17 protein-coding genes are annotated in these 25961 nt (G+C 75.3%); 9 read left to right on the top strand and 8 right to left on the bottom strand.

From position 1 onward, the window contains the following. Window positions 1-26: 26 nt before the first annotated feature. Window positions 27-380 (bottom strand): thioredoxin, encoded by a 354-nt coding sequence (gene trxA, locus O7542_RS12285; protein WP_043324658.1) that lies wholly within the window; start codon window positions 378-380, stop codon window positions 27-29. A 201-nt stretch (window positions 381-581) separates the two neighbouring features. On the opposite strand from trxA, the gene eccB reads away from it, so the two are divergent. Continuing rightward, on the top strand, window positions 582-1964 hold the full coding sequence (eccB, locus tag O7542_RS12280) for a type VII secretion protein EccB (protein ID WP_210886679.1): 1383 nt from the start codon (window positions 582-584) through the stop codon (window positions 1962-1964). 22 nt (window positions 1965-1986) lie between these two features. Here eccB and O7542_RS12275 read toward each other — a convergent pair whose 3' ends face one another. The 5 genes from O7542_RS12275 to O7542_RS12255 are packed head-to-tail and all read right to left on the bottom strand — an operon-like array spanning window position 1987 to window position 6466. Next, window positions 1987-2592, bottom strand: coding sequence for a class I SAM-dependent methyltransferase (locus O7542_RS12275; RefSeq protein WP_043324656.1), 606 nt, complete (start codon window positions 2590-2592; stop codon window positions 1987-1989). Between the two features lie 32 nt (window positions 2593-2624). Beyond that, window positions 2625-3230: a phosphoesterase PA-phosphatase gene (locus tag O7542_RS12270; RefSeq protein WP_069088186.1), complete on the bottom strand. Its 606-nt coding sequence runs from the start codon at window positions 3228-3230 to the stop codon at window positions 2625-2627. A 22-nt stretch (window positions 3231-3252) separates the two neighbouring features. Next, window positions 3253-4119: a carbohydrate ABC transporter permease gene (locus tag O7542_RS12265; RefSeq protein ID WP_043330209.1), complete on the bottom strand. Its 867-nt coding sequence runs from the start codon at window positions 4117-4119 to the stop codon at window positions 3253-3255. Then, window positions 4119-5078 carry a sugar ABC transporter permease gene (locus tag O7542_RS12260; RefSeq protein WP_113973852.1) on the bottom strand — a complete coding sequence of 320 codons (960 nt, stop codon included), beginning with the start codon at window positions 5076-5078 and terminating at the stop codon, window positions 4119-4121. The genes O7542_RS12265 and O7542_RS12260 overlap by 1 nt, the downstream gene beginning before the upstream one ends. Next, window positions 5075-6466: an extracellular solute-binding protein gene (locus O7542_RS12255; protein WP_043324652.1), complete on the bottom strand. Its 1392-nt coding sequence runs from the start codon at window positions 6464-6466 to the stop codon at window positions 5075-5077. Before O7542_RS12255 ends, O7542_RS12260 begins: the two co-directional genes overlap by 4 nt. A gap of 121 nt (window positions 6467-6587) precedes the next feature. On the opposite strand from O7542_RS12255, the gene O7542_RS12250 reads away from it, so the two are divergent. Genes O7542_RS12250 through O7542_RS12240 form a run of 3 tightly spaced genes read left to right on the top strand, consistent with a single transcriptional unit; the run spans window position 6588 to window position 9777 of the window. Further along, window positions 6588-7625, top strand: coding sequence for a zinc-binding dehydrogenase (locus O7542_RS12250; RefSeq protein WP_064446194.1), 1038 nt, complete (start codon window positions 6588-6590; stop codon window positions 7623-7625). Next, complete coding sequence (locus tag O7542_RS12245; RefSeq protein ID WP_069088189.1) at window positions 7625-8443, top strand: sugar phosphate isomerase/epimerase family protein; 819 nt, start codon at window positions 7625-7627, stop codon at window positions 8441-8443. Before O7542_RS12250 ends, O7542_RS12245 begins: the two co-directional genes overlap by 1 nt. Next, on the top strand, window positions 8440-9777 hold the full coding sequence (locus O7542_RS12240; RefSeq protein ID WP_187692454.1) for a hypothetical protein: 1338 nt from the start codon (window positions 8440-8442) through the stop codon (window positions 9775-9777). The genes O7542_RS12245 and O7542_RS12240 overlap by 4 nt, the downstream gene beginning before the upstream one ends. A gap of 41 nt (window positions 9778-9818) precedes the next feature. Here the strand turns inward: O7542_RS12240 and O7542_RS12235 are convergent, their stop codons facing one another. Together O7542_RS12235 and O7542_RS12230 are read right to left on the bottom strand one after the other, a co-directional pair. Beyond that, window positions 9819-10505: a CBS domain-containing protein gene (locus O7542_RS12235; protein WP_281606240.1), complete on the bottom strand. Its 687-nt coding sequence runs from the start codon at window positions 10503-10505 to the stop codon at window positions 9819-9821. A gap of 95 nt (window positions 10506-10600) precedes the next feature. Then, window positions 10601-12715 carry a molybdopterin-dependent oxidoreductase gene (locus O7542_RS12230; protein ID WP_281606239.1) on the bottom strand — a complete coding sequence of 705 codons (2115 nt, stop codon included), beginning with the start codon at window positions 12713-12715 and terminating at the stop codon, window positions 10601-10603. 148 nt (window positions 12716-12863) lie between these two features. Here O7542_RS12230 and O7542_RS12225 point away from each other — a divergent pair, with 148 nt between their 5' ends. The 5 genes from O7542_RS12225 (at window position 12864) to O7542_RS12205 (ending at window position 25953) form a co-directional block, all read left to right on the top strand. Continuing rightward, window positions 12864-13256, top strand: coding sequence for a DUF2267 domain-containing protein (locus O7542_RS12225; protein ID WP_210886692.1), 393 nt, complete (start codon window positions 12864-12866; stop codon window positions 13254-13256). Between the two features lie 340 nt (window positions 13257-13596). Continuing rightward, window positions 13597-17046, top strand: a complete 3450-nt coding sequence (locus O7542_RS12220) for an AMP-binding protein (protein WP_281606238.1) — start codon at window positions 13597-13599, stop codon at window positions 17044-17046. Continuing rightward, window positions 17043-20153, top strand: coding sequence for a thioesterase domain-containing protein (locus O7542_RS12215; RefSeq protein ID WP_281606237.1), 3111 nt, complete (start codon window positions 17043-17045; stop codon window positions 20151-20153). The genes O7542_RS12220 and O7542_RS12215 overlap by 4 nt, the downstream gene beginning before the upstream one ends. Continuing rightward, window positions 20150-22453: a lantibiotic dehydratase gene (locus O7542_RS12210; RefSeq protein ID WP_113973834.1), complete on the top strand. Its 2304-nt coding sequence runs from the start codon at window positions 20150-20152 to the stop codon at window positions 22451-22453. Before O7542_RS12215 ends, O7542_RS12210 begins: the two co-directional genes overlap by 4 nt. Beyond that, the gene (locus tag O7542_RS12205; protein ID WP_281606236.1) at window positions 22450-25953 is read left to right on the top strand and encodes an amino acid adenylation domain-containing protein; all 3504 of its coding nucleotides are present in this window, start codon (window positions 22450-22452) and stop codon (window positions 25951-25953) included. The genes O7542_RS12210 and O7542_RS12205 overlap by 4 nt, the downstream gene beginning before the upstream one ends. Window positions 25954-25961: the final 8 nt, after the last annotated feature.

Here is a 25961-nt window from a genome sequence, read left to right as displayed (position 1 = left end):
AGGGGGTACCACTGTCGCCACCCCGATCAGACGCCGGCCTGGGCCCGGACCTCGTTCATGTCGAGGTCACGCACGGCCCGGATCAGCTCCTCCAGCCCCGCCGTCGGCAGAGCGCCCGGCTGGGCGAACACCAGCACGCCGTCCCGGAACGCCATGAGCGTCGGGATCGACCGGATCTGGGCGGCCGCCGCGAGGGTGGGCTCCGCCTCGGTGTCGACCTTGCCGAAGACGATGTCCGGGTGCTGCTCGCTGGCCTTCTCGTAGACCGGCGCGAACGCCCGGCAGGGACCGCACCAGGCGGCCCAGAAGTCGACCAGGACGATGCCGTCCCGGTGGACGGTCTCCGCGAAGTCGGTGGTGGTCAACGCCACGCTGGCCATCAGTGCCTCCGTTGATTCGGGTTCTGCATGTGTAACACACCCCCGGGGGTATCCATTCCGGGTGGGGTGGTCCTGGCCGCCTTGATCGACTCCAGCTCGGGGAGGTGGTGGGGTCCGGGCCGGTGAGGGACACGCAGGGTCGCCGGGGCATCGACGGAGCGCTTATCCTGTGCGCCGACCATCCCGGCGGGAAGGGACACGATGGCGTCGCGGCAGGACCAGCTGCACTCGTACCAGTTCACCGTCCAGCGGGCGGTCGCCGCGCTCGTCATGCGGGAGACGGACCCGCCGCAGTCCCCGTTCCGCCGGCTGGCCGGCGCCGGTCTGGCCAGCGTCCTGGTCGCCGCGATCGCGCTCGGCGGCGTCGCCCTCTACGGCCTGTTCACCGGCGGCGGTGACTCGTGGCGCGAGACCGGCGCGGTGATCGTGGAGAAGGAGTCGGGCGCACGGTTCGTCTACCGCGACGAGAAGCTGCACCCGGTGTTGAACTACGCCTCCGCGCTGCTGATCATCGGGGCGGAGCAGCCGAAGACGGTGCTGGTCGGCCGCCGCGCCATCGAGGGGGTGCCGCGCGGTCTGCCGCTGGGCATCGCCGACGCGCCGGACTCGCTGCCCGCGCCGAACCGGCTCGTCCGCGACGCGTGGACGCTCTGCTCCACGGATGAGGGCGAGACCGGGCGCGGCGCGGCCCGGTCGGTGCTGCTGATCGGGCGGCAGGCCACCGGCGGCCGGGCGCTCGGCGACCAGGGGCTGCTGGCACGGCACCCGGACGGCGGCCTGCACCTGCTCTGGCACGACCGGCGCTACCTGCTGCGCGACACCGACCGGGTGCTCGCCGCGCTGGCCGCCACGCGGGAACGGGCGGTGCCGGTCGCGGCGGCGCTGCTCAACACGCTGCCGGCCGGTGCCGACCTGGTCCCGCCACCGGTCGGTGACCTCGGTGAGCCGTCCGAGCGGGTCACCGGCGCGAGCGTGGGTGACGTGTACCTGGTGCGCAACTCCGGTGGCGGGCGGCAGTACGCGGTGGCGCAGCGCGGCGGGCTGGCCGGCATCACCGAGTTGCAGGCGGCGCTGCTGCTGGCCCGCACCGGCCAGGGGGAGCCCGAACCGATCACGCTCGGCCGGTTCGCCGCGCTGCCGAAGCTGCCCGGTCTGGTGCCCGGCGGGCCGACCGCGCCGCCCGCCGTACCGCCCCGGCTGGCCGCCGCCGAGAGCGGTGCGATCTGCGCGCGGGCCGGGGACGACGCCGGCGTACGCGAGATCCGCGTCGGCGTCACCGCGCCGGACCTCGCCGCCGCCACGCGGACGCCCGGCGGCCGGGCCGGGCTCGCCGACGAGGTGGTGGTGGAGCCGGGACGTGGCGCGCTGGTGGAGGCGGTGTCCGCGCCGGGCGCGACCGGCGGCACGGTCTGCGTGGTCACCGACCTGGGGCGGCGGTACGCGCTGACCGGCGCGGACGTGCCGGGCATGCTCGGCTACGCCGGGGTGCGTCCGGCGCGGCTGCCGGCGGGCCTGGTGGACCTCCTGCCGGCGGGCAGCCCGCTCGACCCGGAGGCCGCCCGCACTGTCGCCGCACCCGCGTGAGCCCTGGTCGGCAGGAGAAGGGTCAGTCGGCGGGGCGGCGCAGCACGCTCACCGCGAAGTCGGCGTCGTCGCGCCAGGGGCGCAGGTCCCAGGTGGCGAAACGGTGCTCGGGGCGCAGTCCGGCGGCCACCGCGTCGGCGTCCAGGTCGCCGACCGGGTAGCCCCGGTCGGTCGCGAAACCGACCACCACCAGGCCGTCCGGGCGCACGTGGGCGGCGACGCGGGCCAGCACGTCGCGTTCGGTGCCGGGGGCGACGAAGACCATCACGTTGCCGGCGAGCACGGCGGCGTCGAACGGCTCGGCCTCACCCTGCGCGGCCAGGTCCAGCTCGGCCAGGTCGGCGACCAGGAAGCGGGGGCCGGGGTGGTCGGCGCGGGCCGCCTCGACGAGTGTCGGGTCGGCGTCCACGCCGACGGCGTCGTGCCCGCGTGCGGCGAGCGCGGCGGCGACCCGGCCGGTGCCGCAGCCGGCGTCCAGCACGCGCGCGCCCGGCGGTACGAGCGCGTCGAGCAGCCGCGCCTCACCGGACAGGTCGGCGCCTTCGGCGGCGAGCTGGCGGAAGCGGTCCACGTACCACTGCGAGTGGCCGGGCTTCGTGTCGGTCACCCAGCGGGTCGGCTTGCCCATGAGGCCACCGTAGCTGATCTTGTGGCGGCGGGTCAGGCGAGCGCCAGGAACGTGCCGGCGGCCAGCGGTCCGCCGAGCGCGACGCCGGCCAGCACCTGCGGCCAGGTGTGGTCGACCAGCCGTACCCGGGACCAGCCGACCGCCGCGACGAGCGCCCAGCCGAGGTTCGCCGCCGGCCCGGCCAGCGGCACCAGCACGGCGACGGTGGCGGCGGCGACCGCCGCGTGGATGCTCAGCTTCCACCAGTGGTTCACCAGCGCGCACGCCGCGCCGACCACGAAGACCACCACGATCACGGCGAACAGTTCGGCGGGCGCGCGGACCGCCGCCAGCAGCAGCAACCCGGCCGCGACCGAGGCCAGCCCGATCGACAGCGGCCGGGCCCGCTGGGTGCGGTCGCCGACGTGCCGGTCGGTGAGCCGCCCCCGGCGTACGCCGTGGACGAGCACGCCGATCGGGATGACGGCGCAGAACGTGAGCGCGATGCCGCCCCAGAGCAGGAACTGGCCCGCCGAGCGGCTGACCCGGGCGGCGGCGATCAGCGGCAGCGCGGTGACCAGGACGGTCGGGGCGAGCGCCTCGGTGAGCAGCCGGGCCAGTCGGGTGCCGGCCGGTCGGTCCTCCCGTGATGCTCGCACCCGATCATCCTGGCACGGACGCTCAGCCCTTCTCGGCCCCGCTGGTGAGTCCCTCGGTGAGCATTCGCTCCCCGGCGAAGAACAGCACCACGATCGGCAGCGTGAGGATGACCGAGCCGGCCATCAGCACGGTCTTGGGCACCTCCACGCCGTCGGCGAGCAGCGACAGCCCCAGCGACACGGTCCACCGGTCGGGCCGGTCGACCAGGAACAGCAGCGCGAACAGGTACTCGTTCCAGGCGATCATGAAGTCGTACAGCGCGACGGCCATCACCGACGGCGCGGCGAGCGGCAGGCTGACCCGGCGGATGATGCCGAGCCGGCCGGCGCCGTCGATCGCCGCCGACTCCTCGAGGCTGACCGGGATGGTCTCGAAGTAGTTCTTCAGCATGTAGACCGACACCGGCAGGGTCTGCGAGATGTAGACGAGCACCAGGCCGGTCAGCGACCCGCGCAGCCCGGCCCGGGTGAAGACCACGAACAGCGGGATCGCGATGACTATCGACGGGAACAGGTAGACCGCCAGGAACAGCGCGCTGACCTGGCGTCGGCCGAAGAACCGCAGGCGGGACACCGCGTACGCGCCGGGAATGGCGATCACCAGGGTGAGCGCGGTGGCGGCGAGCGCCACCAGGCCGCTGTTGCGGATGAACGTGAGGAAGCCCTGGCCGCCGTCGGAGACGGACTTCAGCACCTCCGCGTACGTGGCGACGGTCAGCTCGCCGAACGGCACCCACAGCGAGCCGGGGTCGAGCAGCAGGCGTTCGATCGGGCGTACCGACAGCACCAGCATGTACCAGAACGGCAGCAGCGTGACCACCAGGAACCCGGCGATCACCAGCCGGCGCAGCCAGCGCAGGCTGACCGTCTCGATCCGGTCCCGGTCCATCACGCCTCCCGTCGCGCGCCGAAGAAGCGCAGGTAGATCGCCACGAACACGAGCAGCACCACGGCGAGCACGACGGCCTGGGCGGCGGCCGCGCCGATGTCGGTACGGGCGGTGAGGAACTGGTAGACGCGGACGCTCACCACCTCGGTGCCGGCCGAGCCGCCGGTGAGCAGGTAGACGTCGTCGAACTTGTTGAACGTCATGATGAACCGCAGCACGCCGATCAGCGCGATCACCGGCATGAGCTGCGGCAGCAGGATGTGCCGGAACCGCTGGGTGGGTGTGGCTCCGTCGACCCGGGCGGCCTCCTCCAGCTCACCGGGCACCGCCTGGAGCCGCGCGAGCAGGAACAGGAACGCGAACGGGAAGTAGCGCCACGCCTCGAACGCGATCACCGTCCACAGCGCGGTGGACTCCTGCGACAGGAACGGCACCGGCTGATCCCAGCCGAGGAAGCGCTTGCCCCAGTCGTTGACGATGCCGAGCTGCGGGTCCAGCATCACCTGCCAGACGAACGTCATGGCGACCACCGGCGCCACGTACGGCAGCAGCATCGACGCGCGGACCAGCGTGCGGCCCCGGAACGGCCCGCGTACGGCCAGCGCCGCCACCAGGCCCACCACTATCGAGCCGGCGGTGCCGCCGACGCTGTAGAGCACTGTGGTCCAGAGCGTGTCGGCGAACCCGGGGGTGTGCAGCACCCGGTCGATGTTGTCCAGTGTCAGCTCGCCGAACAGGCCGGTCTTGCGCAGCGTCGCCAGGCGTACCCGCTGGAAGGCCAGCACCACCGTCCAGACGATGGGTATGCCGATCACCGCGAGCACGACGAGCAGGGTCGGGGCGACCAGCGCGAGCCCGGCGCGGGACTCGCGGCGGCGCAGCGTCAGCGGGCGCCGGCCGGGTCGGCGGGACCGCTCCGGGGTGGGGGAGCGGCCGGCCTCCGGCGCGGTGGTGGTCAATTGACGCCCTTGGCTATCGCCTCGACGTCCTTGCGGGCGCGTTCGGCGGCGGCGCGGGCGTCGGACTTGCCGCCGACGACGTCGGCGAGCGCCTTGGGCACTGGTAGTTCACCCAGGATGGCGCCGACGAGCTTGCCCTGGTTCTCGGTCAGGCCCCAGCGCTGGAACGTGTCGGGGCTGCGCCGCAGGGTGGCGAGCACGTCCTCGCCGTAGACCTCGGACAGTGGCTTCTTGGTGTCCACGCCGGCCGGGCTGGTGTTCCAGGCGGTGCGGAACTTCTGCTTGTCCTCCGGCGTGCCGGTGCGCACCGGGAAGCGCCCCTCGGGGGACATGCCGAACCAGCGCGGGTAGCCGTCGGAGAGCATGTACTCCACGAACGACTTCGCCGGGTCGGCCGCGCCGTCGAGCACCGACCAGGAGCTGACCTCGCCGTACTGGGCGGGCTCGGTGCCGTTCGGGCCCTTGATCGCGGTGACGAACCCGCTGTTCTTGGCCAGCCACGCCGGGTCGGACTGGCACTGCGGGCAGGTGGGACGGGCGTCGGCGCGCAGCCCGGCCAGCTCGTCGAGGATGAACGGCGACCAGATCAGCATGGCCGCCTTGCCGGCGAAGTAGGTGGCCCGGGTGGTGTCGACGTCCTGGGCGCCCTTGACCGAGTTGTTGCGCATCAGGTCGCCGTAGAAGCGGAACGCCTCGACGCACTCGGGGGAGTCGAGAACGACCTTGCCGGAGTCGTCGGTGAGCCGGCAGTTGTTCGCCAGCGCCAGGTGCTCGAACGTCTGCTGGGTGAACACGTCACCGGGGGCGGTCGCCGCGGTGATGCCGGCGACGCCGCCGGTGTTCAGCTTCGCCGCGGCGGCGGCGATCCTCTCGTACGTGTCGGGCGCCGGCAGGCCGGCGGCGTCGAACAGGTCCTTGCGGTAGACGAGCAGCTGGCCCCACCCGTCGCTCGGTACGGCGAGCTGCGTGCCGCCGTCGCTGGTGAGTTCCAGCGCGCGCGGGGTGAACGTGTCCCGGCCGAGCCGTTCGACGACGGCGCCGTTGGCGTCGGCGTCCACCAGCTCGTTCGCGGACAGCGTGCGCACCCCGGCGAGCGAGACCGAGCCGACCACGTCGGGCAGGTCACCGGCGGCGGCGCTGGAGGCGATCAGGGACGGGAACTGGTCCTCGTTGACGGTGACGAGGTTGACCTTGACGCCGGTCCTGGCGGTGTAGTCGGCGATGATCGCCTTGGTGGCGGCGACCCGGTCCGCCACGTCTTCCAGGCTCCAGACGGTGATCCGGGAACTGTCGGATTTCTGCCCGTCGTCGCTGCATGCGGCCACGCCGGTCCCGGCCAGTGCCAGGATCAGGCTGATTGCGAGCCGCCGTGTGGAGGGTGATGACATCGGTGGCACTCCTCTCGAAAGAGTACGGCCTGCCGCTAATACCCATCGATTCGTCAATGTAATCACATATGCCCATTTTTTGGGTTAGAATCGAGGCCGGCACTTTCTTCGGAGCGACGCCATGAGCAACTGGGTTGTCTCTCTGGCCGGGCCCCGGCACGTACGCCTGGAGCCCTGCCCCGCGGACCGGCTCGGTCCGGGCCAGGTCCGCGTCCGCACCCACTACTCGGGCATCTCCGCCGGCACCGAGCTGACGCTCTACCGGGGCAGCAACCCGCGACTGCGCAAGGACTGGGACGCCGGCGCCCGCATGTTCGTGCCCCGCCAGGCCGGGTCCGCGTACCCGGTGGTGGGTTTCGGTTACGAGGAGGTCGGCGAGATCGTCGAGGTCGCCCCCGACGTCGCCGGGCGGCGGCCGGGCCAGCTCGTCTGGGGCATCTGGGGGCACCGCGCCGAAGCGGTGCTGCCCGCGGCGGCGGCGCATCCGCTGCCGCCCGGCATCGACCCGCTCGCCGCCGTCTTCGCCCGCCCCGGCGCCATCGCGCTGACCGCGGTGCTCGCCGGTGACCTGCACCTGGGCGACTGGGTGGGCGTCTTCGGGCAGGGCGTGATCGGGCTGCTCGGCACGCGCCTCGCGGTGCTCTCCGGCGCCCGCGTGGTCGCCGTCGACCGGATGCCCGGGCGGCTCGCGCACGCCACCGGGCTCGGCGCCCGCCGGACGGTCGACGCCGCCGCCGAGTCGCCCGCCGCCGCGCTGCGCGCCGAGAGCGGCGGCCGGGGCGCGGACGTCTGCCTGGAGCTGTCCGGGTCGTACCCGGCGCTGCACGAGGCGATCCGGGCCACCGCCCACGCCGGCCGCGTCGTCGCGGCCGGCTTCTACCAGGGGTACGCCCACGGGCTGGAACTCGGCGAGGAGTTCCACCACAACCGGATCCAGCTGGTGGCCGCCCAGGTCTCCGGGCCGGACCCGGCGCCCGGTACGGCCGGCCGGTGGTCCGGGACCCGGATCGCGGACACGTTCATGGACCTGGTGGCCGAGGGCAGCGTCGACCCGCTGCCGCTGGTGAGCCACGTCGTCGACGCGGGCGCGGTGGCCGACGCGCTGGCGTTGCTCGACCGCGGTGACGGTGACGTCCTCCAAGTGGTGCTGAGGTTCTGATGGACATTCCGCTCGCCTGCCAGGAGCAGTTGCTCCCCGGCGCCGACCTGATCGGGAAGTACGCCCTCGCCGTCTCCCTCGGCTACCAGGGCATCGAGCTGCGCGGCCGGGGTGACCTCGCGCTGGCCGGGCGGCTGCCGGAGCTGCGCCGCGCCCGCGCCGCCGGCGTGGTCATGCCGACCGTCTGCGTCGAGATGGACCACTTCGTCGGCGACTTCGACCCGGGCCGCTCCCGCGACGCGGTGGACAACCTGCGCTCGCAGCTCTCGGTGATCGCCGAGCTGGGCGGCGTCGGCGCGATGACCCCGGCCGCGTGGGGCATGTTCTCCCGCCGGCTGCCCCCGTTCGAACCACCCCGCTCGGCCGACGACGACCGGCGGGTGCTCGTCGACGCCCTGGGCGAGCTGGCCGGGCACGCCCGCGCCGAGGGGGTCACCGTGTTCCTGGAACCGCTCAACCGGTACGAGGACCACATGGTCAACCGGCTCGACCAGGCTGTCGAGCTGTGCCGCGCGGTCGGGTCACCGGCGCTGCGGGTGGCTGCCGACACGTACCACATGAACATCGAGGAGGACGACCCGGACGCCGCGCTGCGCGCCGCCGCGCCGTACCTCGGGCACGTGCAGGTCAGCGACTCCAACCGGCACCAGCCCGGCGCGGGGCACCTGGACTGGGCGGCGCTGCTGGCCACGCTGGACGCGATCGGCTACACCGGCTGGCTCGCGCTGGAGTGCCGGCTGCGCGGCGAGCCGGTCGCCGCGCTGCGCCAGGCCGCCACCGCGCTGGCCCAGGCCCGTCCCCGGCGGGCCGCCGCATGACGCTGACCACCGGGGTACGCGCCGACGCCGACCGTCACGCCCGGCTGCGCCGCCTCGCGCTGGCCACCCTGGACGCCAACTGGGAACACGACCACACGGTGCCCTCCCGCACGCTCTACCCGCACCAGTGGAGCTGGGACTCGGCGTTCATCGCGATCGGCCTGGCACACGTCCGCCCCGACCGGGCCTGGCGGGAGCTGCGGACGCTGTTCGCCGCGCAGTGGATCGACGGGCGGGTGCCGCACATCGTGTTCAACCCCGCCTCCCGTGCCGGGCCGTACTTCCCCGGGCCCCAGTTCTGGGACTCGGCCCGCGCCGACGGCGCCCCGGCCCGCGCCACCTCCGGCATCGTCCAGCCGCCGGTGCACGCCCCGGCCGCCTGGCTGGTGCACCGCCGCGCCTCCTCCGAGGCGTCGGTGGCCGCGCTGCGCCGGCTCTACCCGAGGCTCGTCGCGCAGCAGCGCTACCTGACCGGGCGGCGCGACGCGGGCGGCGGCGGGTTGGCGTCGATCGTGCACCCGTGGGAGTCCGGACTGGACAACAGCCCGGCCTGGGACGCGCCGCTGGCCGCGGTGCCCGCCGACGAGGCGGTGATGCGCGCGTACCGCCGGCACGACACCGCGCACGCCGACGCCGCGCAGCGCCCCACCGACCTGGACTACGCGCGCTACGTCGCGCTGGTGGAGTCGTACCGGGCCGGCCGCTACCGGGACGAGGGGCTGCTCGGGCGGCATCCGTTCCTGGTGGAGTGCCCGCTGGTGAACGCCGCGCTCGGCGTCTCCGAGTACGCCCTCGCGCGCATCGCCTCGGTGATCGGCGCCGACCCGGGGCCGCACCGGGACCGGGGGGCCCGGATCACCGAGGCGATCGTCACCCGGCTCTGGGACCCGGTCACCGGCACGTTCCGTCCCCGCGACGTGCGCGCCGACCGCCTCGTGCCGGCCCGTACCGTGCTCGGGCTGATGCCGCTGGCGCTGCCCGAACTGCCCGCCGCGCAGGTGTCGGCGGTGCTGGCCGAGGCGTGCTCGCCGCGTTTCGGGCTGGCCGCCCGGATGGACCGGCCGCTGCCCACGTACGACCGCACCGCCCCGGACTTCGAGCCGCTGCGCTACTGGCGCGGGCCGAGCTGGATCAACACCGGCTGGCTGCTCTGGCAGGGTCTGCGTACCCACCGACGGGCCGACCTGGCCGCCGGACTGCGCGAGTCGCTGCTCGACCTGGTCGACCGGGCCGGCTGCCACGAGTACTTCCACCCGGACACCGGCGCCGGACTCGGCTCACCGGCGTTCAGCTGGACCGCCGCGCTGGTGCTGGACGCGCTCGCCCAGGAGTGACACCGGTGGGCGCCGGGTGGACCGACGCGGGCCGGCCAGGCTCAGGCGACGCCGACGCGCAGGGCCGCCATCGGGGCGTCGTCGATCGCGTAGCCGAGCGCGTCGACCACCTCGACCACGCCGCTGACCTGCCGGGCCAGCCGCACCGCGAGCTGCGCCGTGGAGCGTCGCTCCACCTGCCCGGTCAGCGTCACCACACCCCGCTGCACCGTCACGTCGACCACGCCGTCGCGGACGCCGAGGCTGCGCCACAGCACCTCCTCGACCACGTCGCGCCGGATGCCGGCGTCCGGGCGCAGGTGCACCTTGAGCAGGTCACCGCGGGTGACGATGCCGACCAGGCGGCCGAGGTCGTCGACCACCGGCAGCCGCTTCACGCCGCGCGTGTCCATCATCCGGGCCGCCTCCACGATCGTGGCGTCCGGGGTGATCGTGACCGGCGGAGCGGTCATCAGGTCCGCGGCGAGCGTCGCACCGGCCTTCGCCTGCGCCTCGCGGCGGTGCCGGTCGGGCAGGATCCGCCGCTCCCGGGGCTGGCCCAGCAGCTCCACCTTGTACATCAGGTCCGCCTCGGACACCACGCCGAGCACCCGCCGGGTCTCGTCCACCACCGGCGCCGCCGTGACGTGCCGGTCGGTCAGCACGTCGACGATCTCCCGGTACGCCGTGCCCTCCCGTACCGACGCCACGTCCCTGGTCATCACGTCCTGCACCTGCCACGTACGCATGGCGAACCTCCCTGTGTCCGCCCCCGACGCTAGGCCGCGGCGACGGGGGAGGAGCAGGGGCGCAATGACCAGGTCAGGGGGCCGGAGGTCCCGAATCACCCAGCTGCTACCGGCTCGGCGACCTCGTCCAGGGGCGGCTCGGCGGTCAGTAGGGCGGCCGGCACCGGCTCGACCGCCACCCGGCAGTCGTGGAACGTCGGCGCCTCGCCCAGGTCGGTGTCGCGGACGCCGGTGACCGCGTTGACGGTGGAACGCCCCGGGCTGCGCCGCGCCCAGTACGCCTTGTACGTGAACGCGCACCCCGGCCGGGTCGCCTCGTCCACCGCCACCGCGGCGAGGAACGCGCCCCGGTCGTTGTGCACACGTACCGCGTCGCCGTCGGCGAGCCCGTGCGCCGCCGCGTCGGCCGGGTGCAGGTGCAGCCGCGGCGGCCCGGCCCGGCGGGTGTGCCAGGGCAGCGACGCGAACGTGGAGTTCATCAGGTAGCGGTTGGCCGGGGTGAGCAGCGTCAGCGGGAACCGGCGGGCCAGTTCCGGGTCGGCCGCCTCGGCCGGTGGCGTGTACCCGGGCAGCGGGTCCACCCCGAGCGCGGCGAGCGCCGGGTCGTGCAGCCGGGCCCGCCCGTCCGCTGTGGGGAAACCACCAGCGGCGTACGGCGCGGAACCGACCGGCACGCCGGTGAGCCGGGCGTACGTGCGTTCGCGCAGCTCCTCGTACGTGATCGGCGCGCCGGCCAGCAACTGCCGGGCCAGGTCCTCGTCGCTGTCCGAGAACGCCGGATGGTCCACGCCCAGCGCGGCGGCGATCCGCCGGAAGATCTCGGTGTTCGGCAGCGCCTCGCCCGGCGCGCGGGTGACCGGCAGGTTCAGCGTCGTGTAGTGGTGCCCGTAGGACGTCTGCAGGTCCAGGTGCTCGGGCTGCATGGTGGCCGGGAGCACCACGTCGGCGTAGTCGCAGGTGTCGGTCCAGCGCTGCTCCAGCACAACTGTGAACAGGTCGGCGCGGCCCAGCCCGGTGAGCAGCCGGGCCTGGTCCGGCGCGGTCGCCGCCGGGTTGGCGTTGAACACCACGAGCGAGGTGACAGGCGGGTCGGCCTCCCCGGTGAGCACGGTGGCCAGCCGGCTCATGTTCAGCGTCCGGGCCGGTGGGGCCGGCATGCCGGCGGGCCGGATCACCGGACCGTTGTCGATGCGGTGGTGGCCGCTGGTGGTCACCAGCGCCCCGCCGCCGGGGTACCGGAAGTCGCCGGTGACCAGCGGCAACGCGCAGATGGCCCGGATCGCCTGCCCGGCGCCGTGGTGCCGTTGCAGGCCCAGCCCGACGCGGATCGCGGTGGGCCGGGTGGTGGCGATCCGCTCGCCGAGGCGGCGTACCACCTCGGGCGGCAGGCCGCACTCGGCGGCGGCCCGCTCCACCGGCCAGTCGTCGAGCCGGGCGGCCAGTTCCGGCCAGCCGGTGGTGTGCGCGGCCAGCCACGCCTCGTCGGCCGCCCCGGCGTCGCGGACGTGGCGCATCAGCCCGAGCGCGAGCGCCGCGTCGGTGCCGGGTAGCGGCGCGACGTGCTCGTCGCTGCGGGCCGCCGTGTCGGTGCGCAGCGGGTCGATCGTCACCACGTACGCGCCGCGCTCGCGGGCCTGCTGCACGAACGGCCACAGGTGCAGGTTGGTTACCAGCGGGTTGGCGCCCCAGAGGACGATCAGCTCCGCCTCGACGATCGACTCCGGTTCGAAGCCGACCGAGGCGCCGTACAGTGAGCGCAGCGCCGCCCGCGCCGCGGCGGTGCAGATGGTGGTGTCCAGCCGGGACGCGCCCAGGTGGGCGAAGAGCCGGGGCCCCATGGTCCAGCCCTGGACCAGGCCCATCGTGCCGGCGAAGTAGTAGGGCAGCACCGACTCCGGGCCGTGGAGTTCGATGCTGGCGCGCAGCCCGGCGGCCACCCGCTCCAGGGCCTCGTCCCAGCTCGCCGGCCGGTACGCGACCCGTCCCGCGCCCTTCGGGCCGGTGCGGACCCAGGGCGTGGTGAGCCGGTCCGGCCCGTTCACCGCGTCCAGGTAGCGGTTCACCTTGCCGCAGAGCGCGCCCCTGGTGAACGGGTGGTCACGGTCGCCGCGCAGCCCGACCGCGACGCCGTCGGAGACGGTGAGCTGCCAGACGCAGGTGTCGGGGCAGTCCAGCGGGCAGGCGCCGGGGTGGGTGGTGACGGGGGCCATGGGCCGGATGTTACTCCCGGTTCGTGGTACGGCAGCCACTCGTGGTGACCGGCCGCGGGCCGGGGCGTTTGGCCGGGGTGGGGGCGGGTACCCGCCGGGGCCGACCGGTGCGGGCGTGGTGCCCGCCGGCGGCGAGGGGAGGGGTGGGATGCGGTTCCCCCTGTTCGTCGAGGCGGTGGCGCGGCGGTCCGAGTTGCCGTCCGACGAGGCCGCGACCATCTCCCGGGCGGTGTTGCAGACCCTCGCCGAGCGGGTCACCGCGGACGAGGCGGCCGACCTGGCGGCGCAGTTGCCGGACGACGTCGGCGGCTATCTGGAGCCGGGTGGGATCGCTGTGACCGGCGGCGCGGTGGACTTCCTGTACCGGGTGGCCGAGCGTGCGGCGGTGGATCCGGCGGTCGCCGAGGTGGGCGCGGTGGCGGTGCTCGCCACGCTGCGCGACACGGTGACGGTGGGGGAGTTCCAGGACCTCGTCGCGCAGCTTCCGAAGGGCTTCGACGCGATGGTGGACCCGATCCCGCGGCCACCCTACGATGTCTGAGCAGGCTCCCCGCGATCCGGGTTGAGCTGCGGCACCGGGGCCGCTCCGACGAAGATTCGACTGCCAGAAAGTATTTTCACCGTAAAATAACTCGTCGGCGTTCGCGTACGCTGTAAAACGTCTACGCGCTAGAGGGATGATCGGACGGATTCCTCCGTCCGAGGTTCCAGGACGTCTTCCTCCCTTCGGCTCAAGCCGCATCGATGCTCTTCCGGCGCGGTGATTGAGCAATATTCTGCTTCCAATGTGAAGTCCTGGGGGGGATCAATGATCACATTCGTCGATTGCTGCGTGCCTGTCCTCTGTGGAGCGTATCCCGCTTCCTGACATGGCGGAGCCGATGATTATCAATCGTTTCGGCGCGATCACGGCAGTACACGGCGGACGTCCGGCACTTCTCGGTGAGACCCACGAGGTCACCTACACCGAGCTGGCCGGGGCGGCCGGCGGGCACATGGCCGTGTTCGCCGCCGCGGGCCTGCGTCCCGGAGACCGGATCGCGCTGCTGACCGCGCACGGCGCACCGACCGTCGCGGCGCTGCTCGGCGCCCTGGCCGCCGGGTGCGCGTACGTGCCACTGGACCCGGGCTTCCCCGTCGCCCGGCTGCGCCACATGGTCGACGCCGCCGGCGTCACCGCCGTCGCGTGCGCCGCCGAGCACCGCGACCTGGCCTCGGCGCTGGCCGGCGAGCGTCCGGTCGTGCCGCTGGACGAGGTGCCGCCGGCCCCGCTGCGCCCGGTTCCGGCCGAGCCGGACGCGCTGGCGTACGTGCTGTTCACCTCCGGCTCCACCGGCGTGCCCAAGGCGGTCGGGCAGACCCACCGCAACCTGGCCCACGTCGTCGACAACCAGATCGCCGCACTCGGCGTCGGACCGGACGACCGGCTCAGCCTGCTCGCGTCGTTCAGCTTCGACGCCGCCATCCCCGACCTCTACCCGGCGCTGCTCACCGGCGCCGCCGTCGTCCCGGTCGACCTGCGCCGCCAGGGACTCGCGTACGCCGTCGAGCAGCTCGACCGGCACCGCGCCACGGTGCTGCACTGCACGCCCACCGTCTACCGCTTCCTGCTCGACACGCTCGGCGCGCGCCGGCTGGCCACGGTGCGGGCGGTGCTGCTCGGCGGCGAACAGGCCACCTGGACCGACGCGGCCCGCGGCCGGGACCGGTTCGCCCCCGAGTGCGTGCTGGTCAACGGCTACGGCGCCACCGAGATGACGTTCGCCGCCCGGCATCTGCTGCCGCTGTCCGAGGTGAACCCGGGCGCCCACGGGCCGCTGCCGGTCGGCACCGCGTTCCCCGGCTACCGGCTCGACCTCGCCCCGGACACCGGCGAGATCGTCGTCCACAGCCGGCACCTCGCCCCCGGCTACCTCAACCAGGACAGCGACCGCTTCGGCGTCGACGCCGACGGACTGCGGTCGTACCGCACCGGTGACCTGGGCCGGCTGCTGCCCGGCGGGGAACTGGTCTGCCTCGGCCGGCTCGACCGCCAGGTCAAGGTACGCGGACACCGCGTCGAGCTGACCGAGATCGAAGCGGTGCTGTCCGCCCAGCCCGGCGTCGCCGGCGTCCGCGCGATCGTGCGCGACGGCGAACTGCTCGCGTACGCCCGCCCGGCCGGCGCCCGCCCCGACCCGGCGGCGCTGCGCGCCGCCCTGACCGCGGAGCTGCCCGACTACGCGGTGCCCCGCGCGGTGGTGGTGGTCGACGAGTTCCCGCTCACCGTCACCGGCAAGGTCGACGAGCGGGCGCTGCCCGACCCGGTGACCGAGGTGCCCGCCGACGCGGCGCCGGCCACCGAGACCGAGCGCGCCGTGCACGACATCTGGTGCGCGGTGCTCGGCCGCGACGCGGTCGGCCGCACCGACAGCTTCTTCGACGTGGGCGGGCAGTCGCTGCTGCTGGGCCAGGTTCAGCAGCGCCTCGCCGAGCGGTTCGGCGTCCGCCTGCCGATGCTGCGCCTGTTCGACCACCCGACCGTCGCCACCCAGGCGGCGCTGCTCGACGCCCCGCCCGAGGCGGTCCGCGCCCCGGTGCTGCCCGCGCCCGCCGCGCCGGTACGCGCCGCCCGCGAGTACACCGGCGACGAGATCGCCGTGGTCGGCCTCGCCGGCCGGTTCCCGGGCGCGCCCGACGTGGCCACGTACTGGTGGAACCTGTGCACCGGGGTCGACTCGGTGCACGACCACACCGACGAGGAACTGGCCGCGCTCGGCGTCGGGCCCGGCCTGCTCGCCGACCCCCGGCACGTGCGCGCCACCGGCCGGCTCGACGGGGTGGCCGACTTCGACGCCGAGTTCTTCGGCTTCGGCGCCGACGAGGCCGCCCGTACCGACCCGCAGCACCGGCTGTTCCTGGAGACCGCCTGGGAGGCGCTGGAGGACGCCGGGCACGACCCGGCCCGCTTCCCCGGGCTGGTCGGCGTCTACGCCGCCACCTCCGTCAACCGCTACTTCCTGTTCCACCTGATGGACAACCCGGCGGTGGTCGGCGACGTCGACCCGGACGACTGGGAGGCCCGGCTCGTCGGCCGCCAGCTCACCGACCACCTGCCCGGGCAGGTGGCCTACCGGCTCGGCCTGACCGGCCCGGCGATGGCCGTGCAGTCCGCCTGCTCCAGCTCGCTCGTCGCGGTGTGCGTGGCCGCGCAGAGCCTCGCCGACTACCAGTGCGACCTGGCCCTGGCCGGCGGCTCCACCGTGATGTGGCCCCGGCACCGGGCGGGCGGGCTCGTCTCGCCCGACGGCCGGTGCCGCGCCTTCGACGAGGCCGCCGCCGGCTCCGGCTTCGGCTCCGGCGCCGGCGTGGTCGCCCTGCGCCGGCTCGCCGACGCGCAGGCCGACGGCGACCGCATCTACGCGATCCTGCCCGGCTGGGCGGTCACCAACGACGGCCCGGACCGGGCCGGCTTCGCGGTGCCCGGCCCGGCCGGGCAGGCCGCCGCCGTCGCCGGCGCGCTCGCCACTGCCGAGGTCGCGCCGGGCGAGGTCCGCTTCGTCGAGGGCCACGGCAGCGGCACGCCGCTCGGTGACGCCATCGAGGTCGCGGCGCTGCACGAGGTGTACGCGGGCGCCGCGCCCGCCGAGTCCACAGCGCTCGGCTCGGTCAAGACGAACATCGGTCACCTCGACGCCGCCGCCGGCATCGCCGGGCTGATCAAGACGGTGCTCGCCGTCCGGCACGGGGTGATCCCGCCGAACCTGCACTTCAGCCGCCCGCACCCGGAGATCGACCTGACGGCCGGACCGTTCTACGTGCCCACCAAGGCGCGGGACTGGCCGGACGGCGCGCGCCGGGTCGCGGGGGTCAGCGCGTTCGGCCTCGGCGGCACCAACGCGCACGTGGTGGTGGAACAGCCGCCACCGGCCGAGCCGGCCGACCCGCCCGGCGAGGGGCCGTGGCTGCTGCCGGTCTCCGCGCGTACCCCGGCGGCGCTGCGGGCCGCGTTGACCCGCCTGCGGACCCACCTGGCCGGCGCCGCCCCGGCACTGTCCGACGTGGCCGCCACGCTGGCGCTGGGCCGGCGGGCGTTCGCGCACCGGGCGGCGGTGGTCGCCGCCGACCTGCCGGCCGCGCTGTCCGCCCTGGACGTGTTGCTGGACACCGACGCCCGGATCGCCGGCGACGGCGGTCCGCTGCGCGAGACGGCCGCCGACTGGGTCGCCGGGCGTGACGTCGACTGGCACGAGCTGCACCCCGACGGCACGGTGCGTCGCACCGGACTGCCCACCTACCCGTTCCAGCGCCGCCGGCACTGGATCGACCCCGTGCAGAAAGGTCCGCGGTGAACTGGTTCGTCTCCGCCGGAAGCCGACCCGAGGCCCCGGTGCGATTGTTCTGCCTGCCCTACGCCGGTGCGGGCGCCAGCGCGTTCCGGCGCTGGGCGTCCGAGTTCGGCGAGAGCGTCGACGTGACGCCGGTGCAACTGCCCGGCCGGGAGAACCGGATCACCGAGGACCCGCGCTTCAGCGTCGCCGAGGTGGCCGACGCCATCGCCTCCCGGGCCGACCGCCCGTACGCGATCTACGGCCACTCGATGGGCGGACGGCTCGGCTTCGACGTGGTCCGCGAGCTGCGCCGCACCGGCCGCCCGCTGCCGCTGCGGCTCTACGTCGGCGGTGCCCGCGCCCCGCACGTACGCACCCCCGGCCCGTTCGACGGGCTGTCCCGGGCGAGCGACGACGAGCTGCTGCGCCGCCTCGGCGAGGGCGGCGGCCTCCCCGCCGAACTGCTCGACCACCCGGAGCTGGTGGAACTGCTGCTGCCGCTGCTGCGCGCCGACTTCGGCCGGGTCGACGACTACCGCCACGTGCCCGGCGAGCCGCTGCCGGTGCCGATCGTCGCGTTCGCCGGCCGCACCGACCGGGCGGTCACCCGGGACCAGAACGCGGCCTGGGCCGAGCACACCGCGGCCGGGTTCACCCTGCACGAGCTGGACGGCGGGCACTTCTTCCTGCACGACCGGCTGCCCGAGCTGGCCGCGCTGATCCGCGCCGACCTGACCGCCGCGCTTTCGGACCCCCGCGCCGGCACGCCGGACGCGGGTCCGGACCCGGTGCGCGCCGCCGGCCGCGGGACCGCCGGCGCCGCGCACCGGGTCCCCCTCGGCGACACCGGCTGGTCGGTGTGGCGCGACGCGGTGCTGCGTACCACCGGGTTCCCGGCCGACGGGCTGGAGCTGTTCAGCGCGCCCCGGGCTGCCACCGCCGCCGACGAGCTGCTCGCCACCGGCGCGGGCGCGGACCGGTTCGACAAGGAGTTCGAGGAGGCGCTGCGCTCCGGCGCGCAGCGGTTCACCGCGCTGGCCGCCGATCCGCTGCTTCGCGAGGCGGTCACCTGGCAGAACCGGGGCGCGCTCGTCGCGTTCGACGGGCTGGTGCGCGGCGGCGCCGACGCGGCCCGCAACGTACGCCGCCGCGACCGGGAACGGGCGCTGCTGAAGTACTGGCAGCGCTACTGCGGCAAGAACGAGACGGTCGGCTTCTTCGGGCCCAGCTGCTGGGTCACAGTCGATCCGGCACAGCCGGAAGTTGCCCGGGTCAACCCCGGCGACCGGTTGACCCGCCGACGCTGGGTGTGGTTCGAGTCGTGGGCGCTGACCGCGTACGCCGACCGGATCGGCGCGGACCTGGCGGTCCGCCGCTGGTGGCCACCGATGCTCCGGCCACACCTGGCGGTCCGGGACCGGGCCGTGCTGCGCCCCGGACGTCCGCCGCTGACGCTGACCCCGGTCGAGGCCGGGCTGCTGCGCGCGGCCGACGGGCGGCGCCCCGCCGCCGACCTGGTCGCCGACCCGGCGATCGGGCTGCGCCGCCCCGAGGACGGCTACGCGCTGCTCGACCGCCTGGTGGAGCGCGAACTGATCACCTGGGACGCGGCCCTGCCGGTGAGCCCGGACGCCGAACGGGTGCTGGCCGACCGGATCGAGGCGATCGGTGACGAGCCGGCCCGCGCCGCCGCCCGCGCCGGGTTCGACCGGCTGCGCGCCGCGCGCGACGAGGTGGCCGCGGCGGCCGGGGACGCGGAGCGGCTGCGCGCCGCGCTGGACGCGCTCGACGCCACGTTCACCGAGCTGACCGGCGTGCCCGCGGTACGCCGGGCCGGACAGATGTACGCCGGGCGCACGGTCTGCTACGAGGACAGCGCCCGGGACCTGGACGTGGTCTTCGGCGCGCCGCTGCTGGCCGAGCTGGCCGCCCCGCTGGACGTGCTGCTGCGCGCCGCCCGCTGGCTGGCCAACGCGCTCGCCCGCGCCTACCTCGACGTGCTGCGCGGCCTGTACGAGGAACTGCGCGCCGAGTCCGGTGGCCCGGTGCCGCTGGCCGACCTGTGGTTCCTGGCCCAGGGCATGTTCTGGGGCGACGGCGAGCGGCCCGTCGACGCGGTGGCGGCGGAGTTCGCCGCCCGCTGGTCCGGGCTGTTCGGCCTGGACACGCTGCCCGCCGGCAGCACCGACGTACGGCTGCGCGCGGCCGACCTCGCCGACCGGATCGACGCGGTGTTCCCCGGCGCCGGCCCGGAGTGGTCCAACGCCGCCATCCACAGCCCCGACCTGCAGATCTGCGCCACCGACGCGGACGCGCTGCGGCGCGGCGACTACACCGTGGTGCTCGGTGAGCTGCACGCCGCCTGGTCGTCGTTCGACTGCGCCGTGTTCACCCCGTCGCACCCGGACGTGGAGCGGCTGCGCGACGCGCTGGCGGCGGACCTCGGGCAGCGGCGCGTCCGGTTGCTGTTCCCGGCCGACTGGCCGCGCCGGACCAGCCGTACCGCCGAGTCGCTGACCGGCCCGACCGACCGGCACCTGGCGTTCCTCGACGCGCCCGGCGCCGACCCGGCCCGCGTGCTGCCCACCGTGGACCTGGTCGTCGACGACGTCGACGGCGAGCTGGTGGCGACCGCCTCGGACGGGCAGCGCTGGCCGCTCACCGAGATCTTCGCCGAGCCGTTCAGCGCGCACGCCGTGGACGGCTTCAAGCTGGTCGCCGCCGCGCCGTACACGCCCCGGATCACCGTGGACCGGCTGGTGCTGGCCCGGCAGACGTGGCGGACCACAGTGGGCGACAGCGGCCTGGCCGTCCCGAACGGGGAGCGCGAGCGCTTCCTCGCCGTCCGGGACTGGCGCCGCCGCCTCGGCCTGCCCGAACAGGTGTACGTCAAGTTCGGCACCGAGACCAAGCCCTGCTTCGTCGATCTGTCCGCGCCGGCGTTCGCCACCACGCTCTGCGCGATGGCGCGCGCCGCCCGGGTCGACGGCGGCGACGACGTCTCGTTCACCGTCAGCGAGATGCTGCCCGCCCCGGAGCAGGCGTGGGTGCCCGACGGGCAGGGCCGCCGCTACTTCAGCGAGCTGCGCCTGCACATCACCGACGCCCGGCGGGAGGACCACCGGTGAGCCATCTGGTGCCCCTGGGCGACACCGGCTGGTCGGTGTGGCGTGACGTGGTCCTGCGGACCGCCGGTTTCCCGGCCGCCGGGCTGGACCGGTTCGCCGCGCCGGACTGCGCCGCCGTCGCGGACGCGCTGCTCGCCGGCGACACCGGCGCCGAGGTGTTCGACAAGACGCTGCGCGAGGCGTTCGCCGAGTCCTCCGCGGTGGCCGGCGAGCTGGCCGCCGACCCGCTGCTGCGCGAGGCGGTGACCTGGCAGAACCCGGACATGCTGATCGCGCTGGACGGGCTGCTGCGCACCGACCCGCAGGTCCGCAACGTGCGCCGCCGCAAGCGCGAGCTGAGCCTGCTGCGCTACTGGCAGCGCTACTGCGGCAAGGCCGAGACCATCGGCTTCTTCGGCCCGGTCTGCTGGGGCACGTTCGACACCACCCGGCCCGGCGTGCACACCGTGCCCGGTGCCGCGCTGGTGCACCGGCGGCGGGTGTACTTCGAGGCGTGGGCGCTCATCGCGTACGCCGACCGGCTTGCCGACGACCTGGCGGTGCGCCGTTGGTGGGCGCCGGCCCTGCAACCGCACCTGACCGTCGCCGGCCGGGAGCTGCGCTGGCCGCTGCACCCGCCGATCGCGCTGACCCCGGTCGAGGCGCTGGTGCTCGGCGCCTGCGACGGGCGTACCCCCGCGGTGGAGCTGGCGCAGCGGCTGTGCGACGCCGGCGACGTGCACAGCGCCGACGACGTCTACCTGCTGCTGGACCGGTGGGTCGAGCGCGGCCAGCTCAGCTGGGGCGCGAACCTGCCGATCGCGCCCGACGCCGAGCTGGTGCTCGAAGCGCGGATCGCCGCGATCGGCGACGAGCCGGTCCGCGCCGCCACGGCGGCCGAGTTCGGCCGGCTGCGCGCCGCCCGCGACGAGGTGGCCGCGTCGGCCGGCGACCCGGACCGGCTCGGCGCCGCGCTCGCCGCGCTCAACGCCGAGTTCACCGCCGTCACCGGCCGCCCGGCCACCCGGCACAGCGGGCAGATGTACGCCGCCCGCACCGTCTGCTACGAGGAGACCGCCCGCGACCTGGAGTTCCGCATCGGGTCGGCGGTCATCGACGCGCTCGCCGAGCCCCTCGCCGTGGTGCTGCGTACCGCCCGCTGGTTCACCGGCGAGGTGGCCGCCCGCTGCGGTGAGGTCTTCACCGAACTGCACGAGGAACTGGCCGCCGACGGCCCGGTGCGGCTGGCCGACCTGTGGCTGCTGGCCCAGGGCACGCTCGTCTCCCCGGACGGCCCGATCGGCCGGGCCGGCGCCACGCTCACCGCACGCTGGGCCGAGCTGTTCGGCCTGGCCGACCTGCCCGAGGGGCAGCCGGAGCTGCGGCTGCGCGCCGCGGACCTGACCGACCGGGTCCGGGAACTGTTCCCGGCGACCCGACCCGGCTGGCCGTCGGCCCGGCTGCACAACCCGGACGTGCAGCTGTGCGCCGCCTCGCCGGAGGCCGTCGAGCGGGGCGACTTCCTGCTCGTGCTCGGCGAGCTGCACCCGGCGTCGGTCGCGTTCGACAGCGCGGTGCTCAGCCCGTTCCACCCCGACCCGGCGGCGCTGCGCGCCGACCTCGACGCCGACCTGGGCCCGGTCCGGCTGCGGGTGCTGTGGCCGGACAGCTTCCCCCGCCGCACCACCCGCACCACGTACGCGCTGACCGGCCCGGCGGACCGCCAGCTCGGCATCGACACGGCGCACGGCGCCGACGTGGACCGCCTGGTCCCGGCCACCGCCGTGCTGGTCGAACGCACCGGCGACACGCTCACCGCGGTCTTTCCCGACGGCGCCCGCTGGCCGCTGATGGAGGTCTTCGCCACGCTGCTCGGCTCGCTGCTGCTCGACGCGTTCAAGCTGCTCGGCGCCGCGGCGTACATGCCCCGGATCACCATCGACCGGCTGGTGGTGGCACGGCGCACCTGGCGCACCACGGCCGGGGCGTGCGGGCTGGGCGGCCACCCCGACGAGACCTCCCGCTACCTGGCGGTACGCCGCTGGCGCGCCGAGACCGGCCTGCCCGAGCGGGTCTTCGTCAAGGTCGGCACCGAGATCAAACCCTGCTACGTGGACCTGACCGGGCCGCTGTACGCGCAGTCGCTGTGCGCCATGGTCGACGCCGCGCTGCGGACCGGCCCGGACGTGCCGGTGGTGGTCTCCGAACTGCTGCCCGCCCCCGCCGAGGCCTGGGTGCCCGACGCCCAGGGCCGCGGCTACGTCAGCGAACTGCGCCTCCAGATCACCGACCCGGCCGAGCACCTTGGAGCACTCCGGTGACCGACACCCTGACCGTCAGCGCCGTCCACGGCACCGACCTGCCCTGGCCGGACGCCACCCTCGCCGACCTGATCACCGCGCAGGCGGCCCGCACCCCGGACGCGGTGGCGGTGCGCCAGTGGGACACCCGGCTCACCTACCGGCAGCTCGTCGACCGGGCCGCCGGGGTGGCCGCCGCGCTGCGTGAGCACGGCGTCGGCCGGGGCGACCGGGTCGGCGTGTGCGGCGCGCGTACCCCCGACCTGGTGACGACTGTGGTCGGCGTGCTGCTCGCCGGCGCCGCGTACGTGCCGCTGGAGCCGGGCGGCCCTCGGGCCCGGCTGCGCGGCATCGTCCGCGACGCGGGCGTCCGGGTCGTCGTCGGCGACGCGGCGGCGGCCGAGTTCGGCGACGAGCCCGGCGTGACGGCGCTCGGCCTGCCCGGCCCGGCCCCGCTCGCGCCCTGCCCGGCCCGCCCCGGCGACCCGGCGTACGTGCTGTTCACCTCCGGCTCCACCGGCCGCCCGAAGGGCGTGCTGACCACCCACCGCAACGCCGTCGAGTTCGTCACCGGCGTGAGCGCGCTGACCGGCGCCGACGCCTCGATCCGCAGCCTCGGCATCGCCTCGCTCGGCTTCGACGCGGCCACCATGGACCTGTTCGTGCCGCTGACGCTCGGCGGCGCGGTGCAGCTGCTCGGCGCCGACGACCGGGCCGACCCGGTCCGGCTGGCCCGGTTCGTCGCCGAGCACGAGGTCACCTGGGGCTTCATCACCCCGACCGTGCTGTCGCTGCTGGACCCGGCCGGGTTCCCGTCATGGCGGGTGCTGCTCTGCGGCGGCGAGGCGGTCCCGGCCGAGCTGGTCGCCCGCTGGGCGCCGGGCCGGCGGTTCCTCAACGGCTACGGCCCCACCGAGACCACGGTGCTGGCGGTCACCTGCGACCTCACCCCGGCCGACACCGACCCGATGCCGATCGGCCGGCCGTTGCCCAACCACCGGGCGTACGTGGTCGACGCCGACCTGCGTCCGGTGCCGGCGGGCGAGACCGGCGAGCTGCTGATCGGCGGGCCCGGCCTGGCCCACGGCTACCTGAACCGGCCCGGCCTGACCGCCGAGCGGTTCGTGCCCGACCCGTTCGGGGAGGCACCGGGCGAGCGGCTCTACCGCACCGGCGACCTGGTCCGGCAGGGCCCGGACGGCCGGATCGTCTACCTGGGCCGCGCCGACCGGCAGGTCAAGGTGCGCGGCCAGCGCATCGAGCTGGGCGAGATCGAGGCGGTGCTGGCCGCATGCCCCGGCGTCGAGCGCGTCGCGGTGGAGGCGGTGCCCGGCCCGGCCGGCGCCGAGCTGGTCGCGTTCCTCACCCCGGCCGGCGCGCCCGGCGACGACGAGCTGCGGGCGTACGCGCAGACGCGGCTGACCACCGCGATGCTGCCGGCCCGGACGGTGCGGCTGGACGCGCTGCCGGTCAGCCCGGTCACCGGCAAGCTGGACCGGCCGGCGCTGCGCGAACTGGCCGCGGCGACCCCGGCCGCAGTCGCCGACGCGTCCGCCGACGACGACCCGGTGACGGCGGCGGTCCGGCGCGTCTGGACCCGGCTGCTTGGCGCCGCGCCCGCCCCGGACAGCGACTTCCTCGCCGCCGGCGGCAACTCCATCGCCGCGATGCGGCTGGTCGCGGCGCTGCGCGCGGAGCTGGGCCGGCAGGTGGACACCCGGGTGCTGTTCGCCGACCGCACGTTCGCCGCGCTGGTGGACCGGGTCCGCGCCGCCGACCCGGCCGACGCCGACGGGCTGACCACCGGCAACCCGCCGACGCTGTCCCCGCCGCAGCGGCGGCTGTGGTTCATGGACCAGCTCGCCCCGTCCAGCGCGCCGTACAACATCGCCGTCGCGCACCGGCTGCGCGGGCCGCTGGACGTCGCCGCGCTCGGCGCCGCGCTGCGGGCCGTCGCCGAACGGCACGACGTGCTGCGCTGGCGGATCCCGCAGAACGGCGGCGTGCCGTACGCGGTCCGCGAGGAACCCACCGACGTGGCGGTGCCGGTGGTCGACCTGACCGCCGCCGCCGACCCGGACACCGAGCTGGCCGGCATGCTCGCGGCCGGCGCCGGGCACGCGTTCGACCTGGCCACCGGCCCGCCCTGGCAGGTGACCGTGTACCGGCTCGCCGCGCAGGAGCACGTGCTCGCGGTCACCGTGCACCACGCGGTCTTCGACGGCTGGTCCGAGGCGCTGCTCTACGACGAGCTGGCGCTCGCGTACGCCCGCGCGCTCGGCCGGTCCGTGCCGGGCCGCCCGCCGCTGCCCGCCACGTACGCCGACTACGCCGTGTGGCGCGCCGACCGGGACCGGCGCCGCGGCGAGACCGACCTGGCCTGGTGGACCGCGCACCTGGCCGGCGCGCCGACGGTGCTGGACCTGCCCCGCGACCGGCCCCGCCCGGCCGTGCAGACGTACGCCGGCGCGGAGGCCGCGGTACGGCTGGACGAGGCCGCCGACCGGGACGTGCGCGACCTGGCCGCGCGGCGCGGCACCACAGTCGCCGCGGTGCTGCTGGCCGCGTTCGGCGAGCTGCTGCGCCGGGTCACCGGCGGCGACGAGCACGTGCTCGGCGCGATCGTCGCCGACCGGCGGCTGGCCGCGTTCGACGAGGTGATCGGCTTCTTCATCGACACCGTGCCGGTGCGGGTCCGCTCCGGTGGCGCGAGCTTCGCCGAGCAGGTCGACCGGGCCGCCGCCGAGCTGCACGAGGTCACCGCCCACCCGGGCGCGCCGCTGGAACGCATCGTGGAGGCGCTCGGCGTGGGCCGGGACACCTCACGTGCCCCGCTGGTGCAGGTGCTGTTCAACGTGCTCAACTTCGCCCCGCCCCGGCTGGCGCTGACCGGCCTGGCGGCCGAGCCGGTGGCGGTGCCCAAGCCCGGCTCACCGTTCGACCTGACCGTCTACGTGGTGGAGCGTGACGGGCGGGCCGGCGTCGAGGTGGTGCACAACCCGGACCTGTTCACCGCCGAGCGGATCAGCGCGCTCCTGGCCGACCTGGCCGCCCTGGTCGGCGCGCTCGCCGCCGACCCGGACGCGCCGGCCGCCGAGGTGGCGCCCGAGCTGCCCCGCCCGGCGGTGCGTGTGGCCGCGCTCGGCGCGATGACCGTCGCCACCGCCGAACCGGCCCGCGCGCCGCTGCCCACCGGCTCGGACGCGCTCACCGGCACCGAGGAGCTGATCGCCGGCATCTGGCGCGACGTGCTCGGCCGGGACACCGTCGGCGTCACCGACAACTTCTTCGACATCGGCGGCCACTCGATGGCCCTGGCCGCCGTGTACGCCCGCCTCACCGAGGCCACCGGCCGCTCGATCACCATGCTCGACCTGTTCCGCCACCCGACCGTGCGGGCGCTCGCCGCCAGCCTGGACGGGGCCGCCGACCGGCCGGAACTGGCCCGCGCCGCGCTGCGCGCCGCCGCCCGGCGGGGCCGCGCCCGCCGAACCCCGCCGCCACGCCGACCTCACCCGTGACGCGATCC

Origin of the sequence: Micromonospora sp. WMMC264, from assembly GCF_027497275.1 — a bacterium.
GTDB classification, from domain to species: Bacteria; Actinomycetota; Actinomycetes; order Mycobacteriales; family Micromonosporaceae; genus Micromonospora; species Micromonospora chalcea.
The sequence above is the reverse complement of the archived record's forward strand: the minus strand, read 5'-3'. Positions and strand labels throughout refer to the sequence as shown.

Bases quoted from the DNA above. Each gene is read 5' to 3' on its own strand.
- trxA (WP_043324658.1), bottom strand. From the start codon at position 380: ATGGCCAGCGTGGCGTTGACCACCACCGACTTCGCGGAGACCGTCCAC.
- eccB (WP_210886679.1), top strand. From the start codon at position 582: ATGGCGTCGCGGCAGGACCAGCTGCACTCGTACCAGTTCACCGTCCAG.
- O7542_RS12275 (WP_043324656.1), bottom strand. From the start codon at position 2,592: ATGGGCAAGCCGACCCGCTGGGTGACCGACACGAAGCCCGGCCACTCG.
- O7542_RS12265 (WP_043330209.1), bottom strand. From the start codon at position 4,119: ATGGACCGGGACCGGATCGAGACGGTCAGCCTGCGCTGGCTGCGCCGG.
- O7542_RS12255 (WP_043324652.1), bottom strand. From the start codon at position 6,466: ATGTCATCACCCTCCACACGGCGGCTCGCAATCAGCCTGATCCTGGCA.
- O7542_RS12250 (WP_064446194.1), top strand. From the start codon at position 6,588: ATGAGCAACTGGGTTGTCTCTCTGGCCGGGCCCCGGCACGTACGCCTG.
- O7542_RS12245 (WP_069088189.1), top strand. From the start codon at position 7,625: ATGGACATTCCGCTCGCCTGCCAGGAGCAGTTGCTCCCCGGCGCCGAC.
- O7542_RS12240 (WP_187692454.1), top strand. From the start codon at position 8,440: ATGACGCTGACCACCGGGGTACGCGCCGACGCCGACCGTCACGCCCGG.
- O7542_RS12235 (WP_281606240.1), bottom strand. From the start codon at position 10,505: ATGCGTACGTGGCAGGTGCAGGACGTGATGACCAGGGACGTGGCGTCG.
- O7542_RS12230 (WP_281606239.1), bottom strand. From the start codon at position 12,715: ATGGCCCCCGTCACCACCCACCCCGGCGCCTGCCCGCTGGACTGCCCC.
- O7542_RS12225 (WP_210886692.1), top strand. From the start codon at position 12,864: ATGCGGTTCCCCCTGTTCGTCGAGGCGGTGGCGCGGCGGTCCGAGTTG.
- O7542_RS12220 (WP_281606238.1), top strand. From the start codon at position 13,597: ATGATTATCAATCGTTTCGGCGCGATCACGGCAGTACACGGCGGACGT.